General features: G+C 67.9%; 17 protein-coding genes. 8 read left to right on the forward strand and 9 right to left on the reverse strand.

Annotated features, from left to right (window positions below):
- Window positions 1–293 precede the first annotated feature (293 nt).
- On the forward strand, window positions 294–1181 hold the full coding sequence (locus tag OV287_RS51615; protein WP_267541483.1) for a tetratricopeptide repeat protein: 888 nt from the start codon (window positions 294–296) through the stop codon (window positions 1179–1181).
- A 21-nt stretch (window positions 1182–1202) separates the two neighbouring features.
- Here the strand turns inward: OV287_RS51615 and OV287_RS51620 are convergent, their stop codons facing one another.
- The 3 genes from OV287_RS51620 to OV287_RS51630 are packed head-to-tail and all read right to left on the reverse strand — an operon-like array spanning window position 1203 to window position 4182.
- Window positions 1203–2006 (reverse strand): carbohydrate ABC transporter permease, encoded by an 804-nt coding sequence (locus OV287_RS51620; RefSeq protein ID WP_267541484.1) that lies wholly within the window; start codon window positions 2004–2006, stop codon window positions 1203–1205.
- A complete protein-coding gene (locus OV287_RS51625) occupies window positions 2003–2878 on the reverse strand; it encodes a carbohydrate ABC transporter permease (RefSeq protein ID WP_308809852.1) in 876 nt (291 codons plus the stop codon). Before OV287_RS51625 ends, OV287_RS51620 begins: the two co-directional genes overlap by 4 nt.
- Window positions 2879–2907: 29 nt before the next feature.
- On the reverse strand, window positions 2908–4182 hold the full coding sequence (locus tag OV287_RS51630) for an ABC transporter substrate-binding protein (RefSeq protein WP_267541486.1): 1275 nt from the start codon (window positions 4180–4182) through the stop codon (window positions 2908–2910).
- A 111-nt stretch (window positions 4183–4293) separates the two neighbouring features.
- On the opposite strand from OV287_RS51630, the gene OV287_RS51635 reads away from it, so the two are divergent.
- The 3 genes from OV287_RS51635 to OV287_RS51645 all read left to right on the forward strand — a co-directional run bounded on the left by OV287_RS51635 (window position 4294) and on the right by OV287_RS51645 (window position 5489).
- Window positions 4294–4731, forward strand: a complete 438-nt coding sequence (locus tag OV287_RS51635) for a ribosomal maturation YjgA family protein (protein WP_267541487.1) — start codon at window positions 4294–4296, stop codon at window positions 4729–4731.
- A gap of 278 nt (window positions 4732–5009) precedes the next feature.
- Window positions 5010–5216 (forward strand): cold-shock protein, encoded by a 207-nt coding sequence (locus OV287_RS51640; protein ID WP_267541488.1) that lies wholly within the window; start codon window positions 5010–5012, stop codon window positions 5214–5216.
- A gap of 90 nt (window positions 5217–5306) precedes the next feature.
- Window positions 5307–5489 carry a hypothetical protein gene (locus tag OV287_RS51645; protein WP_267541489.1) on the forward strand — a complete coding sequence of 61 codons (183 nt, stop codon included), beginning with the start codon at window positions 5307–5309 and terminating at the stop codon, window positions 5487–5489.
- A 157-nt stretch (window positions 5490–5646) separates the two neighbouring features.
- On the opposite strand, the gene OV287_RS51650 is transcribed toward OV287_RS51645, so the two are convergent.
- The 6 genes from OV287_RS51650 to OV287_RS51675 all read right to left on the reverse strand — a co-directional run bounded on the left by OV287_RS51650 (window position 5647) and on the right by OV287_RS51675 (window position 14207).
- Window positions 5647–6042 (reverse strand): response regulator, encoded by a 396-nt coding sequence (locus OV287_RS51650; RefSeq protein ID WP_267541490.1) that lies wholly within the window; start codon window positions 6040–6042, stop codon window positions 5647–5649.
- 23 nt (window positions 6043–6065) lie between these two features.
- Window positions 6066–8564 (reverse strand): PAS domain S-box protein, encoded by a 2499-nt coding sequence (locus OV287_RS51655; RefSeq protein WP_267541491.1) that lies wholly within the window; start codon window positions 8562–8564, stop codon window positions 6066–6068.
- Window positions 8565–8719: 155 nt separating this feature from the next.
- On the reverse strand, window positions 8720–9148 hold the full coding sequence (locus tag OV287_RS51660; protein ID WP_267541492.1) for a hypothetical protein: 429 nt from the start codon (window positions 9146–9148) through the stop codon (window positions 8720–8722).
- 86 nt (window positions 9149–9234) lie between these two features.
- A complete protein-coding gene (locus OV287_RS51665) occupies window positions 9235–9474 on the reverse strand; it encodes an acyl-CoA dehydrogenase family protein (RefSeq protein WP_308809806.1) in 240 nt (79 codons plus the stop codon).
- A complete protein-coding gene (locus OV287_RS51670; RefSeq protein WP_267541493.1) occupies window positions 9474–10112 on the reverse strand; it encodes an RNA polymerase sigma factor in 639 nt (212 codons plus the stop codon). The genes OV287_RS51665 and OV287_RS51670 overlap by 1 nt, the downstream gene beginning before the upstream one ends.
- 48 nt (window positions 10113–10160) lie before the next feature.
- Window positions 10161–14207 carry a protein kinase domain-containing protein gene (locus OV287_RS51675; protein WP_267541494.1) on the reverse strand — a complete coding sequence of 1349 codons (4047 nt, stop codon included), beginning with the start codon at window positions 14205–14207 and terminating at the stop codon, window positions 10161–10163.
- Window positions 14208–14564: 357 nt separating this feature from the next.
- On the opposite strand from OV287_RS51675, the gene OV287_RS51680 reads away from it, so the two are divergent.
- Genes OV287_RS51680 through OV287_RS51695 form a run of 4 tightly spaced genes read left to right on the forward strand, consistent with a single transcriptional unit; the run spans window position 14565 to window position 19481 of the window.
- A complete protein-coding gene (locus OV287_RS51680; RefSeq protein ID WP_267541495.1) occupies window positions 14565–15446 on the forward strand; it encodes a patatin-like phospholipase family protein in 882 nt (293 codons plus the stop codon).
- A 26-nt stretch (window positions 15447–15472) separates the two neighbouring features.
- A complete protein-coding gene (locus OV287_RS51685) occupies window positions 15473–16759 on the forward strand; it encodes a hypothetical protein (RefSeq protein WP_267541496.1) in 1287 nt (428 codons plus the stop codon).
- On the forward strand, window positions 16741–18270 hold the full coding sequence (locus tag OV287_RS51690) for a Dyp-type peroxidase (protein WP_267541497.1): 1530 nt from the start codon (window positions 16741–16743) through the stop codon (window positions 18268–18270). Before OV287_RS51685 ends, OV287_RS51690 begins: the two co-directional genes overlap by 19 nt.
- Window positions 18267–19481: a cytochrome P450 gene (locus OV287_RS51695; RefSeq protein WP_267541498.1), complete on the forward strand. Its 1215-nt coding sequence runs from the start codon at window positions 18267–18269 to the stop codon at window positions 19479–19481. Before OV287_RS51690 ends, OV287_RS51695 begins: the two co-directional genes overlap by 4 nt.
- Window positions 19482–19796: the final 315 nt, after the last annotated feature.

The raw sequence follows: 19796 nt of genomic DNA on the forward strand, positions 1-19796 counted from the left end.
CCCCAACCAGGCCCCACCCGCGACCGCACTCATGGGTTGCTCGTTGGTCCAGCAACGAGCCTGTCAGGGGAGCGGGTGTCGGGCGCGAGCTCGCTCAACTGGTCCGATGGTCGGACCAGTTCGCACCGCGCGCGCCCGGAGGGCCCTCCGTAGGACTCGGGCGTCCGCGAGCCAGGAGCGTCCCGCCGTCGTCCCGTCCGGACGGGGCATCCCGCGCATGGACGAGAGGAGCGCTCAAGTACCGGAAGTGACTCGGGGCCTGCCCGGGCCTGGCCTTGCACAGGGGGCCGGGCATGACGACGCTCACCACACCTGTCCCTCGTGCTCCGTTCTCGAATGACCTCACCCTCAAGACCTGGCTTGGAGGGATGAGGCTCCTGTCGGCCGTGATGATGTTCACCGGATTCGGAGGCCTCGCTGCGCTGCTCGCCGCACAACCGGTCTCCGCCTGGCCGGAGATGGACCTCGGAGTGACCCGCGTCCCCGGCTCCATCGCACTCGCGGGGCTCTTCTGCGTGGGCATGGCCCTCGACCAATGGAGGCACTGGCAGGTGAAGCAACTGGCGCGGCGGGGCTGGGAGCTGCTCCTGACAGACAGGCCCGAAGAGGCCATCCGCGCCCTGCAGGTGGCGAGGTACGGCGGCAGCGACGACCAGCGGGCCAGGAGCCTGCACGGACTTACCCTCGCGTGGCTCCGCAAGGGAGACTACGAGCGCGCCCTCTCCTTGTGCGAGGCGACCACCTATGCCTGGGGAAAGGGGACGGCCACCATCCGCAACACGCAGGCCCCGGCTCTGATGGCGACCATCCTGGCGCTCTACGGAGAACAGGACGACGCCAGCAAGTGGGTGGAGCGTATCCAGCGCCCCATGTTCGACAAGACGGACCATGCGCTCCTGGCACAGGCCGTGATGCTCTGCCGCGAGGGGAAGCACCTGGAGGCGGTGAAGCGCATCCAGCGCACCGCACGGGAGGACGTGCCCAGAATGGACGAGGGGGCGGTGGCGGTCATCCACGCCTTCGCGCGCAGCCGTCTGGGAGGGCAACAGGTGCCGCTCAAGCCAGGGTGCGTCATGCCGCGGAGGCCCGCGCGGGCCTCGGGGTACGAGTACCTCGCCCGGGAGTGGCCCGAGCTCGCTGCCTTCCTCCGGGGTGAGGAGTCCCCAGCATGCGGCGCGTGAGGGAGGCAGCCGAGGGGCGAGCTACTCCTTCACTGCGCCCGCGGTGAGCCCGCTGACGATTCGCCGCTGGAAGAGGACCGTCATGACCACCAGGGGCAGCGTGGCGATGACGGACGCTGCGGCGATCTCCCCCCATGGCTCCTTGTGCTCGCTGGCGAAGAGACTGATGGCCACGGGCACCGTGCGCTTCTCCGGCGAGGACAGGAAGGTGAGCGCGTAGAGGAACTCGTTCCACGCGAAGATGAAGACGAGGATGGCGGTGGTGGCCAGACCTGGAGCGGCCAGGGGCAGCAGCACCCGCCAGAAGGCGCCGAGCGGTGTGCACCCGTCCACCCGCGCGGCCCGGTACAGCTCATCGGGGAGTTGCCGGAAGAAGGACGTGAGAATCCAGAGCGTGAGTGGCAGCGCGAAGGTGGCGTAGGGCGGCACTAGGCCCACCAGCGTGTTGCGCAGGCCCACCGCGCGCAGGATGAGGTAGAGCGGGCTCACCGTGGCGATGGGCGGGAACATGGACACGGCGAGCGCCGCGGCCAGCAGCAGGTTGCGCCCGCGGAACTCCAGCTTCGCCAGCGCGAACGCCGCCGACGCGCCCACCGCCATGCAGAAGACCGTGGTGAGCGAGGCCGCCAGCAGCGAGTTCAACATCACCTGGAGGAAGGGACGGCCCCACAGCACGCTCGCGTAGTTGTTGAAGGTGAGCGAGCTGGGCAGCGGTTGGGTGAGCTGTCCGTCCGGCCACAGCGACGTCAGCACCTGCCAGAAGAACGGCCCGAGGAAGAAGGTAAGGAAGGCCACCGTCGCCAACCACAGTCCAGGCCGCTTCATCGCTGCCCCTCCCGCCCGAGCAACCGGATGTAGATGAGGCTCAACCCCACCACGCACAGGAAGGTCATCACCGACAGCATCGAGCCATACCCGAAGTTACCCGCGCGCATGAGCGTCTTGTAGGCGTAGATGCTCAGCGTCTCCGTGGTGTTGGCGGGGCCGCCCTCCGTCAGGACGAAGATGGCGTCGAAGACGCGGAAGGCGTCCAGCGTGCGGAACAGCAGGGCCAGCAGGATGGCGGGCTTGAGCAGCGGCAGCGTAATCGACACGAACGAGCGCCAGCGCGATGCACCGTCCACGCGCGCCGCCTTGTAGATGTCCTCGGAGATGCCCTGCACGCCCGCGAGCACCAGCAGCGCCATGAAGGGCGTCGTCTTCCACACGTCCACCAGGATGGCCGCGTGCAGCGCGTACCCCGGTACGCCCAGCCAGTTGATGTCTGGCCCCGGCAGCAGCCGGTTGATGAGCCCGTAGTCCGGGTTGAAGAGCCACGCCCACAGCTTCGCGCTCACCACGGTGGGAATGGCCCAGGGCACCAGCACCGAGGCGCGGAGCACGCCCCGTCCCGGGAAGGCGGTGTTGAGCAGCAGGGCCAGCGGCACCGCCAGCAGCAGCTCCACCGACACCGCCACCAGCGTGAAGTACGCCGTATTCCACAGCGCGCTCCAGAAACGCGCGTCTCCCAGCATGAAGGCGTAGTTCTCCAGCCCCAGCCACCGCCGCTCCCCGAAGACGAGGATGAGCCGGTGCAGGCTCAGCCAGATGGCGGCCAGGATGGGATACAGCGCCACCCCCACCAGCACCGCCACCGCCGGGGCCACCAACAGGTACGCCTGCCGCCGCTCGCGTCCCAGCGAGCCCGTGGCCTTCACCGTGCCATTCATCGAGCCTTCCGAGGCCTTCATCGCTCGACCTGCCCGGTGAGGATGTCCACCTGCTGCTGCGCTTGCTTCAGCGCTTTCTCCGGCGAGCGGATGCCCGCGACGGCCGCGGAGAACTCGCTCTGCAGCACGTCCGAGAGCAGGTTGTAGTACGGCGTCACCGGCCTCGGCCGGGCGTTCTCCACCATGGTCAGCAGGCTCGCGATGAAGGGCACCTGCTCCACCAACCTCGGGTCCTTGTACACCTTCGGCCTCGGCGGGTTGCGACCGTACTCGAGCGCCATCATCACGTTGGCCTCCTCGGAGGTGAGATGCTTGATGAGACGCCGGGCCGCGCCCTTGCGCGCCTCGGACACGTTCGCGTTCACCGCGAGCTGCCACCCGCCCAGCGTTCCCCAGCCGGGCTCACCGCTCACCGTGGGCAGCGTGGTGATGCCCACCTTGCCCCGAATGGGCGAGTCCGGCTTCTGCGCCTCCTCCCACGCATACGGCCAGTTGCGCATGAAGACCGCCTGGCCGGACTGGAAGACGCGCCGCGCCTCCTCCTCGGCGGCGGAGGTGACGCCCGGTGGGGAGATGCCGCTCGAGATGAGTCCCCGCAGGTAAGCAAGCCCCGCCCGCGCCTGCTCCGAGTCCAGCGTCAGCCGCCCCTGCGCGTCCAGCACCTGGCCCCCGTGGCCCCAGATGGCCTCGAAGACGTTGCAGTTGAGCCCCTCGTACTGCCGGCCCTGCCACACGTAGCCCTGCAGCAGCGGGTTCTTCTCCTTCGCTTCGCGTGCGAACTGCTGCAACTCCGCGTAGGTGCGCGGCGCCCGGGGCACCAGGTCCTTGCGGTAGAAGAGCACCCCCACGTCCACGTACCAGGGCACCGCGTACGTCTTGCCGTCCACCACCACCGCCTCGACCGGGCCGGACAGGAAGTCCTTGCGCAACGTCTCGGGCGGGAAGTCCACGGAGATGTCGGCGATCCACCCGGCGCGCGCGAACTCGGGCACCCAGACAACGTCCACCACCAGCACGTCGAAGTCGTCCGCCCCGCCCTCCAGCGAGGTGAGGAAGAACTGGTGCGCCACGTCCGAGGAGTTCGGCAGCGCCTCCGTGGTCAGGGCCACATCCGGGTTCTTCCGCTCGAAGTCCGCGAGCAGCTCGCGAAAGGCCGTTGGGTCCCCCAGTGGCTGGTACTTGAAGACGAGCGGTATCTTCCCCCCGACGGACTCCACCTTCTTGCGGCGGCAACCCGGAAGGGCCGCGAGAACGAGCCCCAGCACGAGCACGAGGATGAGCGGACGGCGCATAGGGGTCCGATGACCCCATCTCCCTACTCACAGGGCAAGCACGTTCGTACCGTACGCTCTCAAAGTGTCACCCCGTCCCCGGATACGCGCCGGTGGCGTAGACTGCCAGCAATGCGCCCCGGACCTCGCTCTCGCGCGTGGCTGCTGCCCCTGATGGTGCTCGTCGTCGCGCTGGGCCTGGGCTCGCGCTCCGCGGCGGCAAGAGTGCATCTGCCGCACCTCGTCACCGACTACGCGGGCGACACGCTGTGGACCGTCATGGTCTACCTGTGCCTCGTCTTCGCCCTCCCCCGCCTCCCCGTGCGACTCGCCGCGGCAGCGGCCCTGGGCATCTCCGTGCTCGTCGAGCTCAGCCAGCTCATCCACACTCCCTGGCTGGATGCGCTCCGGGCCCACCGCCTGGCCGCCCTCGTCCTGGGCCGGGGCTTCCTCCTGTCCGATCTCGTCTGCTACGCGGTAGGCACGGGACTTGCCGCAGGCACGGACCTGTTGTGCTCCCGCCGCCAGGCCCCGCCTTCCTCCGTGGAGACGCACGGCCTTCACTCCTGAAGACCCGTATTCCCCGGCTGGGACGAGTCCATCCACCCCCTGAACGCCCGTCTTCCGTCCCACGAGAAAGTTTCTGGGGGGCACCTTCTAGGAACAGCGAAGCCGCCGCAGAGTGTTATCTGGTGGATCGCCGCCGTGCGCTTGACGTCGTGAAAACGAATCCCGGTGAGGTTACCGGCTCGACTTCACGAGCAACCGGGTGTACGCCCGGCATGCGCTCCAGTGAGCGCACAGTTCTGCGATGGACGCCGGGCTGTGTAGGAGAAGGAATCAGAGCAATGGCAAGTGGCACCGTGAAGTGGTTCAACGACGCGAAGGGCTTTGGCTTCATCACCCAGGACAACGGGGGCCCGGACGTGTTCTGCCACCACACCGCGATCATGACTGATGGATTCCGGACCCTGGCCGAGGGCCAGAAGGTGGAGTTCGAGGTCAAGAAGGGCCCCAAGGGCCTGCAGGCCGAGAACGTTCGTCCGATCGGCTGATCGCGCGGACGCGGCTACTTACCTTTAAGTCTACGAGGCCCGGCCTCCCGAGAGGCTGGGCTTCTTTTTTACTCTTTCCCAGGAGCATCCATGCAGGGAAGGTCCACGAAGCGACAGAAGGAGATGGCCCGCCAGCAGAAACAGCGGGACAAGGAGAGCAAGAAGGCCGAGCGCCAGCGTGAGAAGGAGACGCGTCCGCCCCGGCAGCCGGGCGAGGAGGATCCGGATATCGCCGGCATCGTCCCCGGCCCCCAGCCGCCGCTCGAGATGTGAGGCAGGCCGAACGTGAAGGCAGCCAGACGCCCGTCGGGCGGCCAGGGCTCGGATTCCCACGCGGACTCCGGGCCCTTCGTGCTTTCAGGGCCCCGTTGGGAGTCGAGCCTGGCTTCCCACCACCCCGGCACGGGAGCGCTCGCCCGCCTGCCCGCCCTCACGGGCACTGGCCCTGTCCCGCGCGCTCCCAGCGTCGAGGCAGGACGGACTCGACAAGGCGGAGCAGCTCGTCCAGCTCGAAGGGCTTGCTCAGACACCCCACCGCGTCGATCTCTCGTGCGCGCCGCTGCACGTCCTCGGCGGCGGTGCACACCACGATGGGCGTCCGGTCGCCGTAGCGTCGGCGCAGCTCCGCCGCGAAGGCCCAGCCGTCCATGACCGGCATCCGCATGTCGAGCAGGATGAGGTCCGGCGCACGCTCCGCCACCCGCTCCAGGGCCTCCTGACCATTCGAGGCCCTGCACACCTGGTAGCTCCCGGACTCCAGCGCCAGGGCCATCACGTCCTGCATGTCCGGGTCATCGTCCACGACGAGGATGTGTGCACCGGTCATCCCGATCACCTCCTCTCCGCAAACTAGGAATGAAGGTCCTCCCGCTCCCGCTGGGGTGCGTAGGGGACGGAGAAGCAGAAGGTGCTTCCCTTGCCCTCCTCGCTCGACACCCGCATGGAGCCGCCGTGGTGGAAGATGATCTCCCGTGAGATGTAGAGGCCCACGCCCATGCCTCCTCGGTCATGCGAGGTGCCCGAGTGGGCCCGGTAGAAGCGCTCGAAGAGGCGGGCCTGGCGCTCGACGGGGATGCCGATGCCCTCGTCGCTCACGCCCACCTCCACCTCGTGCGCATGCCGCTCCAGCCGAACCTCCACGCGCCCGCCGGACGGGGAGTAGCGCACAGCGTTGTCCAGCAGCACCACGAGCACTTGCCGCAGCCGCGTCCGGTCTCCACGGATGATGATGGGCTCCCCCGGCTTTACCCAGAGGTGGTGCTGGGTGCTCTGGGCGGCCATGTTCGCCACCGTCTCTTCGGCCAGCTCGCGCAGGTCCAACGGCTCCTCTGTCAGTTCGAGCCGGCCCAGGTGCAGCTGCGAGACATCCAGCAGCTCGCGCACGATGCGGTCGATGCGGTCGGCGCCACGGTTGATGGCATCGAGCATCTTGCGGTACGTGGTCGGCTTGGGCTCGGACTTGAGCGCGAGCTGGGCGTAGGACTTCATGATGGCCACGGGCGTCTTCAGCTCGTGCGCGGCCACGCGGACGAACTCGTCCTTGAGGTGGTCCAGCTCAATCATGTCGGTGACGTCGCGGGCCACGGACACGGCGCCAGTGATGCGGCCATGCTCATCGCGGATGGGCGCGGCATTGGCGCGCAGGTGTAGGGTGCGGCGCCGCTCGGGCGAGGGGAAGCTCAGGTCCGCATCCACCACGACGTTGCCGCGCAACGCTCGCTGCAGGGGCATCTCCTCCACCCGAGGCACCCGGTCCGCCCCCAGCCGCACACCAAACAGCTCGAGGTAACTGTTGGAGAGCTGGAGGCCCGCGGACCCCACCTCCCCGAAGAACTGGCGCCCGGCCTTGTTCACGAAGGTGATGCGGCCCGAGGTGTCGCTCACCACCACGCTGTCCACCATGTTGTCGATGGTGGCCTGCAACTCCGCGCTCCGCTGCTGCAGCTGCGAGAGCAACCGGGTCCGCTCCTCCTCGGAGCGCTGGCGCTCGGTGATGTCGGCCAGGAAGAGGTAGCGCACGAGCATGCCCCCGCTCTGGACGATGGTGGTGGAGAGCTCCACCGGGAGCAGCTCCCCGTCGCGCCGCTGCACCGTCGCGCAGCTGCGCTGGCGGGGGGCCACCACCTCCCACCGCGCCAACAACTGCTGCAGCTCCGGGCCGAGCAGCACCTCGAAGGCTGGACGGCCCACCGCCTCTTCCTTCGTCCAGCCCAAGAGGCGCTCTGCCTGCACATTCCACTCGGTGATGCGCTGGTAGCAGTCCACGGCAACGACCGCGTCGAGCGAGGTCTCCAGCACCTCGCGCAGCCTGCGCTCGCTGCGCTCCAGCACCCCGTGGAGCCGACGGCGCTCCTCGAGCGCGAAGGACAGCTGACGCACGCGCAGGGTGCGATGCACCAGGAATGGCACAGCCAGCAGCACGGTCCAGACCGCTACACCGAGCAGGAGGATGGCCAGCCGGAAGCGACGGATACTGGAGAACAGGGAAGACTCCGCGCTGGAGACGTGGACAGTCCACCCCGACTCGCCAACCTCCACCTTGGTGGTGCGCCGGGGCCCGGGCATCTGCCTGGCCTCGTACTGGAGTGCATCCCCGAGCGTGAGCTCCCCCAGAGACGCCACCGTCAATCCCTGCGACCGAGCCCACTCCAGTAGGGGCACCTTGCCGGGGTAAGCGAAGATCCGCCCCCTGGGCGTGGTGACATAGAGGAGCTCCTCCCCACCCGGAGCATTCGCCTGCTGGAGGATGCCGTGCAGCTCGGGGATGAAGATGTCCACGGCGATCACCCCCACCAGCGTCCCGGAGGCCTCGCGAAGGGCTCGCGCATGGACGCGGTAGATGGAGTCCCGCACGTGGTGGGGCTCTGGGAATACGGGCGCGCCCTGGCCTTCCATCGCCTGTTGATACCAGCGCTGCTCGCGAATCTCCCCGGGCTGGGATTCCCGGGCGTCGGTGACGACGACGGAAGCCTGACCGGGCTCGACACGTTGGGCATAGAGCGCCAGGGCAGGCCTCTCCCCAGGATGGGCCGAGGGCTCGAACCAGACCCCCAGCCCATGGATGGCCTCCGAGGGAGCCGAGGAGAGCAGCGCCTGAAGGAATCGCTCCAGCTCGGCCGAGTCCCTCACGGGCGCCACGACGGCGGCTGTCGATTCAGCGACATGCCCGGTGTAGACGATGCCGGGCTTGAGCAGGTAGGCGACCTCCTTGGCCCGGAGCATCTGCCGCAATAGGGCCTCGGCCTCCAGCCGCTGGCGGGTCATCGAATAGAAGGCCACCAGCCCCCCGGTAAAGACAACCCCGAGGAGCAGGAGGATGGACACGAGAGACTTGAAGGGCAGCTTCATGGTGGCAGGGACCGACCACGGCGCGTGGGAAGGACATTCTCTTGGGGAACACGTGTGCCCCCCACTGCCCACCGGCCATCACCCTCGGAGGCCAGCGCCTGCCATCTGGTTCACACCGCACGGGAGCGGGCGGTCGCAAGCCCTCCCAGCCCCGCTCAGGCCACCTTCCCGAGCCGCTTCGCACGCATCCGGGCGATGAGCTCGCGCGCCTCGGCCTCCGAGGCCACGAAGTGGACCTTGTTCAGCACGCTCGCATCCGCCCGTCCGGACAGGTGCGCCGCGAGGGCAATCCCCTTGGTCAGGGCCCGGTGGAGCAACCGCGCGCCGATGTAGAAGGTGCCGAGGATCCACTCCGGCCGCACGTGCAGACTGAGATGGTGCCCGCCCTCGACATCCAGGGTGGTGGCCTCGCTCAGGTCCGCCACGAGGAAGAAGGGCCGCTGCTGGCCCAGCTCCCGGTAGATGTCCACCATGCTGACAGCGTCTTCCAGGGTGGCCTGGCCCCGGGTGTGGACCAGGACGAGGTCAGGGGGCTCGAAACGAAGCGTGCTGTCTCCGACCTTCCATTCGCGCTGCTCAGCCATGTCCGGCCTGATAGCTCGGGCCGGGCCACGGACGAAGCGCGCGTTCCACCACGGATGTGCGCTGCTCAACGTTCGCGAGCGCGGGCCTACAACCCCAGCTGCTTCGCGATGATGACGTTCATGATTTCGTTGGTGCCGGCGTAGATGCGCTGCACGCGGGCGTCCATGAAGGCGCGGCTGATGGGGTACTCCAGCATGTAGCCGTAGCCGCCGAAGAACTGCAGACACTCGTCGACGACCTTGCTGTGCCCGCGCTGGGACGCGGATGCTCTCCCGGGATTGACTCCGAAATCAACCCAGCGGGAGCCACCCGGAGGGAGCTGCACTATGCGTGCGTGGGAGAGTCATCTGCATCCGGGGAGATGAGCCCCTCTTCCTCGGCCAACGAGCGCAGGTGGGACTTGATGCGCTGGAACTGCTGGCGCAACGCCGCCGCCTTGCGCTTGAGCGCCGCGTCCGTCAGCTCCTCCTCTCCTTCCGACATCACCCGCGCCACCTCATCCCAAGACAGCCGCTGATCCACCCGCAGCAACAGCAACATGCGCTCCTGGGGATCCAAGCTCTCGCGCAGGGCGCGGAAACGCTCCTTCACCGAGGTGCGCTGCCAGGGCCGTGTCTCCGAGCGCATCTTGATGGCCTCGTCCGGTAGCCGGGACGTGGTCATCGGCTGTTCCCTTCCGGCCGGCGCGTGCATCACCTGGTAGCACGCGTTGCGAGCCAACCGATAGGCCCACGTCCGGAAGGAGCTCTCCCAACGGAAGCCCGAAAGCCCTCTCAGGAGGTTCTCGCTAAAGAGGCTGAAAGCATCTCGGCTCCGTTCATAGTCATGCAGCACCGACGCCATCAGCCGCATGATCTCCTGCCCATACCCTTCCAGCGCCCGCTCCACGGCCCCAGCCAGGTCGCCCTGCTTGCTCAACGCCCGGATCTCCTGCTCCAGCTTCTCGCGCTCTTCCAACTGCATGGTGGCTCTCCCTCGCTGCCTCTCGTTGTCCATCACTCCCCGCCATCCTCACACCGGCCCCGAAATCTCCACCTCCGGCCACGGCTCGTCTGGCCGTTCCAGGGCCAGCACGGCATGCCGCTCGAACTCGCCGGCTCCCTGTACTCGCGCGATGCGCACTGCCTCGAGCAGGCGCGCGTGGGCCTCCTCCTCGTTGCCCAAGACCCGCTGCGCCTCGGCCCCGATGCGGTGAAGCTCTGCCTCGTAGGAGCGCTCGCCCACCGCCTCCACCCAGCGCATGCCCTCCTGCACCGCGAGCAGCGCCTCGCGAGGCTCGGACAAGCGCAGGTGCACTTCCGCCAACAATCCGAGATTGTGGGGCATGCCCGCGCGCAGGCCCGTCATCCGCCAGCGCCCGAGAAACTCGCGCATCTGCTCCAGCCCCTGCTGGGGCTGTCCCAGCCGGGCCAGGGCCCAGCCCCGCAACAGGCCGGACCACTCGATGAACAACCGCAACCAGTGCTCGCGAGCGAGGGCATGGCACTCCTCGGCCAGCACGAGCGTGCCGCGTGCGTCACCGCGCACCTGTCGGGACACGGCGGCGTAGAGCAGCGTATAGGCCTGGGTGTTCGGGTGACCGATGCGTCCGGCCAGCGCCAGGGCCTCGCGCCGGTACTCACGTGCTCTCTCCGGCTGGCCGAGCACCGCGTGGATGAGGGAGGCGTGGATGAGCGCCACCGCCGTGGGGTCCACCCAGTGCTTCTCCGCCAGCACCCGGTGCTGCTCCGGGGAGAAGTCGGAGCATGCCAGGGCCCGCTCCACGTACTCGCGCGCCGCGTGCTGCTGACCCCAGGCGAAGAAGTCAGCGGCCATCATCCGGTAACCCAGGGAGAGCAGCTCCTGGTTGTGCTTGCGTGAGCCCAGGTCCACCAGCTGCTCGGCCAGCTCGTGGGAGAGGCGGTACTCGGCACGGGCGAAGTAGTAGGCGAAGGGGCCCCAATACGGCAGCTCCAGGTCCGGCAGCTCATCGCCCACCTGATGGAAGAGCTCGCGGGCCCGGACGTACGTCTGCTTCACCTCGGGCGAGCGGTAGCCCTGCACCTGCGACAGGGGAATGCCCAGGGCGATGAGAAGCTGGAGCTCCTGCTGAATCCGCTGGGCGGCGTCGGGCATGGAGCGCAGCAGCTTCAGCGCGTACTGGAGGTGACTCACTGCTTCCTGGTTGGCCGAGTGCAGGCTGGCGCGGATGCCAGCCCGCATCCAGTGGTGGATGGCGGGCTCGTACTCGCCCGCCTCGGTGTAGTGGTGGGCCAGCACTTCGGGCTGCGTCTCCACCACCTCGGGGAATTGCTCCAGCAGTGCCTGGGCGATTCGCCGGTGGTGCTGGCGCCGGGTGCTGCGCAGCAGCGACTGGTAGGCCGCGTCCTGGATGAGGGCATGGCGGAACTGGTAGCCAAGCCCGTCCTCCTCCGAGTCGCGCTGGAGGAGGCCCGAGGACACCAACGACTCCAGGTCCTTGCGCAACGCGGAGGAGCCGCGCCGCGTCAGCGTGGCCATCAGCGCATGCGAGAAGGTGCGCCCCACCACCGAGCACAGCTGGGCCAGCGCCTTCTGCCCCGCTGGCAGCATGTCCAGGCGCGCCAGCAGCAGCTCATGCAGGGTGACGGGGATGGTGGGCAGGGAGCCACCTCCGGCCACCATGCGCGTCATCTCCTCCACGAAGAGAGGAATGCCGTCCGTCTTCGCCACGAGCTGCTGCACCGTCTCGCGCGGCAGCTCGCGTCCCCCGGCCGACTCCTGCACCAGGGTGGCGGTGAGCTGCGCCGGCAGCCGCTCCAGGCCCACCCGGAGCAGCGGACCCGTGGTGGGCCAGACATGCTGGAAGCGCGGGCGAGCGCTCAGCAGGAGCAGGACGCGCGCCCGCTCCACCCGGCTCAGCATGTAGCCGAGCAGCTCCAACGTGGAGGGGTCCGCCCAGTGCAGGTCCTCCATCACCGCGAGCACCGGGCGCACCCGGGCCATGCGCAACAGCAGCTCCGTCAGGGCCTCGAAGGTGCGCTCCTTCTGTCGGTCCGGCGAGAGCTGGAGGATGGGCAGGTTCTCCTTCACCGGCAGCGAGAGGAACGCGGCGATGAGGGCCATGTGCTCCGGCTCCAGGCCCAACGCCCCCAGGTGCTCCTCCAGCCGGGCCAGGTTCTCCCCCGGCGAGCCCTCTGCCTCCAGGCGGAAGAGGTGCTGCAACATCTCGATGATGGGGTGGAAGGCGCTGTTGGCGAACTGGCTCCAGCACTGGCAGCGCAGGCGGATGCTGGTGGAGGGCGTCACCTGGAGGCGCACCTCCTGGATGAGGCGCGACTTGCCGATTCCGGCCTCTCCCGTGACGAGCACGAAGGAGCCCTGGCCTTCCCGGGCCCGCGTCCAGGCGTCGAGGAGCTGGCGCAGCTCTCCCTGGCGGCCCACCAAGGGGGAGAGCGCACCGGCGGCCAGCGCCCGATCGAAGCGGAACACCGTCTTGCGCTCGCGCGTCACGCGCCAGGCCTCCACCTGCCGCGCGCCGGACAGCCCCTCGAAGGTGCGTGTGCCGAGCACCTCGGAGTCGAAGACTGGGTGCACCAGGGTGTGCGTGGCGTGGCTGAGCAGCACCGTGCCGGACCCGGCCTGGCGCGCCAACCACGAGGCGATGCGAGGGGCCTCTCCCTGGATGGTGGGCGTACGCCCCCGCAGCTCCGGAAGGATGTCGTCGAACACCACCGTCTCGGTGTGGATGCCCACCTGCACCGCCAGCGAGCCCAGCGCGAGCGAGGAGAAGCGCTCGCGCAACTCACCGGGCAGCGCGCCGACCAGGTACATCCCCGCTCGCACCGCCCGCTCCGAGTCCTCCTCTCGGGCCACCGGGTAGCCGAAGCAGGCGAGTACCTCGTCTCCTACGCAGGTGGTGATGGAGCCACCGTGCCGCTGGATGACCTCCGAGCAGCGCTTCTGGAAGCTGGCCTCCAGCTCGCTGAAGTCCTCCGGGTCCAGCTCCCCGGCAAGCCCCCTCAGGCCCACGAGCCGGCAGGACACCAGCGTCACCTGTCGGCGCTGGGGCGCCACCGTGCGAGGCTCCTCGCGCCAGGGCCCCAGCCGCTCCTCCAGCCGGCGCAGCCCGTCGCGCAGCTCGGCGGCCGCGGGCAGACGCTCCTGGGGCTCCTTCGCCAGGGCGGCGGCGACCAGCGCATCCACCTCCTCGGGCACCTCCGAATGGCGGGCGCGGATGCGAGGCACGGGGTCCGGAGACACCACCTGGGCACGCAGCTCCTCGAGCGTGGCGCTCGGGTAGGGCAGCTCCCCGGTGAGCATCTCGTAGAGCATGACGCCAGCGGACCAGATGTCCGTGCGCTCATCCTGCGCGCCGCCGCGCCACTGCTCCGGGGACATATAGGGTGGCGTGCCCGCGGTGGGCAGGTAGGGCAAGGGCGAGCTGCTGGAGGACGACGTCAGCCAGGCGAGGCCGAAGTCCAGCAGCTTCACCGTGCCCTGCCGGGTGAGGAAGACATTGCTGGGCTTGAGGTCGCGGTGGACGATGTGGCGGCTGTGCGCGTGCGCCAGCCCCGAGGCCACCGCGAACATGATCTCCACCGCGCGCCGCACGCCCAACCGCTGCTCGCGCTGGAGCAGCGCGCCGAGCGACTCTCCCTCCAGACACTCCATGACGAGGAAGGGAATACGCGGCTCCCAGGGCGCGCCTACCCACTCGGCCACGTCGAAGATGCGGACGATGTTCTCGTGGTCGAGCTGCGCGATGGCGCGAGCCTCCTGGTGCAGCATGTTGATGAGCCACTGCCCACCCCGCCCCTCGCCGGGGAGGATGAACTTGAGGGCCACCTCGCGCTGCAGCTCCTCGTCGCGGGCACGGAACACCAGGCCCATGGCCCCGCCGCCCAGCTCGGAGATGATGTCGAAGCGGTGACCATCCGAGCCGCCCAGCCGCTCCCCGGGAGCCGGCTTGCGGAACGGGAGCGGCTCCTGTGCCACCTCCTTCAGGAATGAATCGCCGAAGTCCTGGTCATCGGACCTGGCACTACTCGCCGGAGGCGAGTGTCCGTCCCTGGGAGTGTGACCGGTCTTCTCACGCATCCTCTGCTCCCCGGTCGACGGGCCTTCGCGCTGCAAGGCCTTGCTGGATGAAGTTACGGGTCCCATGGTCACCGGGCAACGCAACGGGCCAGGAGGGCAGGTGCTCTGTCCAGGGCTGGCAACCCGCCCTCCCGGAAAGACAGACACTGTCCTCGCGAATCGTTCATTCGAAGCTCCTGTCGAGGAGGAGAGGCACCGGTCCCGTTCGTGATGCGACAAGGTGCATGGCTCCCCTCTCCGCCCCCTGGGCATCCAGGCAGAGGACCCTTCGTGCTCCCCACCGGGCTCCGGAACGTCACAGAGCCCGCGCAGGCCCTCTACCCGCTGGAATCTGCTGAGGCATGGGGGACTGTGGGCGTGACATTTCCTTTCAAGAATCTGGTCTTCGAGGGGGCCGGCGTCCGCAATTGCGCCTACGCCGGCGCGCTGCTCGCGTTGGAGGCGTACGGCGCCTTCCGACAAGTGGAGCAGGTGGCGGGAACGTCTTCGGGCTCCATCGCCGCCACCCTGGTGAGTGTGGGCTACAGCCCGGCCGAGGTCCGCCAGGCGATGCTCGACCTGGACTTCGCCGCCATCCGCGATGGCAACTGGGTCACCGGGCCGCCCCGGATGTTCAACCGCTACGGCTGGAACCCGGGGGACTACTTCCTCGCGAGCATTGAGAAGGTCATCGCCACCAAGACGGGGGATGGACGCATCACCTTCGCCCAGCTGCGCCAGCGCGGCTTCAAGCCCCTGTACGTGGTGGGCACCAGCCTGTCGGCGCGCAACGTGCGTGTCTTCCCTGACGAGCGCAGCCAGGACATGGCCGTCGCGGATGCGGTCCGCATCTCCATGTCCATTCCCTTCTTCTTCGCCAGCCGCGAGTTCCAGGGCGAGGTCTACGTCGACGGCGGGGTGATGTGGAACTACCCCATCGACCTGTTCGACGGCCCGGAGGGCTACAACTCCCGAACGCTCGGCTTCTTCATGGACACCTTCGACCAGCCGGAGCCGGACCCCATCCACAACGTGCACGACTTCGCCGGAGCCTTCTTCGCCTCGCTGCTCGCCTCCCAGGAGATCGACTTGATGAACAGCCCCGCCAACCTGGCGCGGAGCGTCCGCATCAACGACATGGGCCTGAAGCCGACGGAGTTCGGAATCACCCGAGAGCAGAAGCTGGCCCTCATGCAGCAGGGCCAGCAGGCCACGCGAACCTTCCTGGAGCGCTACACGGCATCACATTCCGCAGCGTAAGGCTCCAGCTCCCAAGGAGTGCGTCCATGTCCAGCAATGCCCTGACAGTCGTCACCCCCATCCAGCCCGACAAGGTGAAGGATCTGGATGCCCTGCTGAGTGAGATCGGCGAGGACATCACCAACAAGACCGAGCGCCACATCTCCTTCTCCCAGCTCACCACGGTGCACTTCCTGCGCTGGGTCATCCTCCCCGAGGACCACGAGGGGAAGCAGTACTACCAGCCGCAGCTCGCCTTCGAGAGCAACTATGACGGCCCCCTGGACGCGCACCTGGAGGAGCTCATCCGGGTGGGCGGACCGGCGCTGGCGCGCATCTACAGCTACTGCGCGGGCTGTCCCGCGAACGTGGCCAGCAGCGTCGAGTCCTTCAAGCGCTTCCTGCGGCTCTACCAGCTCCCCAGCGCCGCTTTCTACCGGGCCTACCCGAACCACACCGTCCAGGACGTCCTCGACAACACCCAGGTGCGGCGGACCATCCAGGACTTCCTCGACGACCCCGGGCGCGCGGCCGACCTGCGCGGCCTGAAGCCGGAGCAACTCTGCCAGGAGATTCAAAAATACCTGGCCACCGTGCCCAGGCTGAAGCTGGAGCGCGACCCCGAGCGCCCTCTCTCCCGCCTGGACCGCTTCGTCCAGAGCCTCATGGAGTCGCGCCCTGTCCAGCTGGCGGTGGGCATTCCCGCGGGAGTGCTCCTGCTGCCCGTGCTCGTACCGACGGTCTTGGCGCTGCTGTGGAAGGAGTCCCGGGACAAGGCCGAGCCGAAGACCCAGGACATGGTGGACCCACGCGTGGAGGGGCAGGAGGACTACAAGGTCCAGAACCAGCTCACCCACCTGGTGGAGATCCGCCCGGGGTGGTTCCGCCAGCTCACGCTGCGCACGGTGCTGGGTGGCATCAACTTCCTGGCGCGCCACTACTACAACCGCGGCGACCTGGGCGGCATCCCCACCATCCACTTCGCGCGCTGGGTCATCATCGATGGGGGCAAGCGCCTGCTCTTCTTCAGCAACTATGACGGGAGCTGGGAGCGCTACCTGGGTGACTTCATCGACCAGGCGGCTGTGGGGCTCACCGGCGTGTGGAGCAACACGCGTGGCTATCCGAAGACGCGGATGCTCTTCTTCAAGGGAGCGACCAACGAGGAAGACTTCAAGCAGTGGACGCGCGACCACCAGGTATTCACCCAGGTCTGGTACAGCGCCCACGCCGACGAGAGCGTCCGCAACATCCTCCAGAACGTGGGGGTGTGCGCGAAGCTGAAAACCCAACTCCAGTCTCGGGAGGCGGAGCAATGGCTACTCAAATTGTGACATCCGAAGCCAACACGGCGGCGGTTCCAGGAGAGGCGCTCGAGTTCGACGACATCCAGGGGCTCGTCTTCTTCGGACACGGGCACCTGAAGTACTCGCGGTATGTCTTCCTCCGGATGAAGGATGGCAAACAGGCGAGGGCGAGGGCGTGGCTGCGCACGCTGCTGGAGCGCAAGGAGGTCTCCACCGCGAGCGGGAAGCAGCATCCCGGGCTCAAGGACGTCAAGGGAGAGCACGCGCTCCAGGTGGCCTTCACGTACTCCGGGCTGAAGGCGCTCGGGCTTTCCCCCGAGGTGATGACGACCTTCCTGCAGGAGTTCCGCGAGGGAATGAGGGATGAGCGCCGTGCGCGCATCCTGGGCGACACGGGCGGGAGCGCACCGGAGAAGTGGCAGGTGGGCGGCGACGCGACGATGGCCCACGTGGTGCTGGTGCTCTTCGGCAAGGACGACGCGGACCTGGACGTGTTTCACGCCTCGCACCGCGATTGCTACCAGGAGGCCCTGGAGGAGGTGTTCATCCAGGACGCCGACATGCGCCAGGGAGACACGGAGCCCTTCGGCTTCCGGGACGGCATCTCGTTCCCGTACATCAAGGGCGTGCCCACCACGCGTGGGTCGGATGCCCTCGGCCTGCCGATCAACGCGGGCGAGTTCATCCTCGGCTATCACAACGCCTACGGTCAGTACCCCTTCTCACCTCGGGTGCCCCGGAGCCAGGACCCCGGCAACCTCCTGCCCGACGTGCCCCGGTCGCAGAGGGTGTCCGGCGAGCCGAGGCCCAAGGACCTGGGACGCAACGGCACCTACCTGGTCATTCGCAAGCTGCGCCAGGACGTGGCGGGCTTCTGGAAGTTCGTCGAGGAGAACAGCCGGGACCCAGACAAGAGCGCGGAGGAGAACGAGGCGAACAAGGAGCTGCTGGCCGCGAAGCTGGTGGGACGTTGGAGGAGCGGTGCGCCCGTGGAGCTGTGCCCCATGAAGGACGACCCGACGCTGGGCGCGGACTCCGCGCGCAACAACCACTTCGAGTTCAGGGACGACCCGTACGGGGTGAAGTGTCCCCTCAGCTCGCACGTGCGCCGCAGCAATCCCCGGGACACGCTCGTCGATGATCCCCAGGAGTCCATCAAGCTGGGCTCCCGCCACCTCATCATCCGCCGCGGCCGGCCCTATCACGACAAGTTCGCCGACGGAGCCGAAGAGCAGGGGCTCATGTTCGTGGCGCTCAACACCAACATCGGGCGCCAATTCGAGTTCATCCAGCAGACGTGGATGAACAACCCCAAGTTCAGTGATTTGTATGACAGCAAGGATCCCATCGCTGGCGACAACTACGACCCCGAATACCCGGGGGACGAGCCAAAGGACTACACCGCCGTCGTGCCCGGCTTCCCGGTGCGCCAGCGCCTGACGGGGCTCCCCCGCTTCGTACACACGCGGGGAGGGGACTACTTCTTCCTGCCTGGCATCAAGGCCCTACGGTACCTGAGCATGGAGCGCACGCCATGAGCGCTCGACTCGTCCGATGGCTCACGGGTGCCGACGTGCAGAGGGCGGTGTTCGGGTTTCTGCGCAAACACCACCCCAACCTGAATCTGGGCAAGCGGGTCCTGGTGACTCGGGCCGAGGACGTGAACGAAGTGCTGAAGACAGACGCCGTCTTCAGCGTCACGGAGATCTACGCCGAGCGCATGGAGCGCACCACGGGGCCCTTCTTCCTGGGAATGGAGAACACGCCGCAGTATCAGCGCGAGTCCTCCATCTCCCGGCAGGCAGTGCGCCGGGAGGACCTGGAGCAGATCAGGGCCATGGCACGCGAGCACGCCGAGCAGCTCATCGCCGTGGCGCGTCCCACTGGACGACTCGACGTGGTGAACGGACTCACGCGTCCCGTTGCCCTGGGGGTGGTGGACCGCTTCTTCGGGGTGTCGGGTCCGAACCCGGAGACGATGGCGCGGTGGATGCGCATCATCTTCTGGGACATCTTCCTCAACCTGGGCAATGACGCGGACGTCACCGCGAGGGCGCGAACAGCCAGCGCGGAGCTGAAGACATACATGGAGGGGCTCATCGCCCAGCGAAAGGCCGGGCTGGCCACCGAGGGACGTGACGACTTCCTCACCCGGCTGTTGCGGATGCAGGAGAACGAGGCCACGCGCCTGGACGACGATGCCGTACGGCGCAACGTGGGAGGCATCATCGTCGGCGCGGTGGACACCACCTCCAAGGCGCTGGCGCAGCTCATCAACGAGCTCCTGGAGCGGCCCGAGGCACTGGGAGAGGCCCAGAGCGCGGCCCGAGCGGGCGACATGGCACGCGTCGCGGCCCACGCCTTCGAGGCGCTGCGCTTCGACCCGCACAATCCGCTCCTCATGCGCACGTGCCACGAGGATTACGTGCTCGCGCGAGGCACGGACCGGGAGATGAGGATTCCCAAGGGCACGCTCGTCATCGCCTCGACGCTCTCGGCGATGTTCGACCCGGAGGTGCTGCAGGAGCCGGACGAGTTCCGGGTGGACCGGCCGCCCCAGGGCTACATGCACTTCGGCCGGGGATTGCACACCTGCTACGGGGAGCGCATCAACCACCTCGTCCTGCCCGAGGTGCTCGGGTGCCTGCTGCGCCTGCGCAACCTGCGGCGCGCGAACGGAGGAGAAGGACGGATGAAGTTCGAGGGCCCCTTCCCGAACCGACTGGTGGTGGAGTTCGAACCAGGCTGACAAGAGATGAAACAATCTCGGGCACGGTGCTGATGAACCACGCCGTGGAGCTGTCGACCCACGCGCGTCCGCGCTGTTGAGGCTGTCCAGAGTCGTCTGGAATGCTTCCTAGAGAACTCCGCCCCCTAGCCACAAACTCGGATGCGAGGGACCTTCCGGTCGCACATGGCTCGAACTGGTCCGACCATCGGACCAGTTGCGCGAACTCACGCCCGGAAGCCGCCTCTCCCCAATGCACAACTATGTCCAAAAACTTCGTAGACACGCCACAAGACTGAAGCTCGTCGCAAAGGCCATGAGGAGCTACCCTATTCC

Origin of the sequence: Archangium lansingense, assembly GCF_026626635.1 — a bacterium.
Lineage (GTDB): Bacteria > Myxococcota > Myxococcia > Myxococcales > Myxococcaceae > Archangium > Archangium lansingense.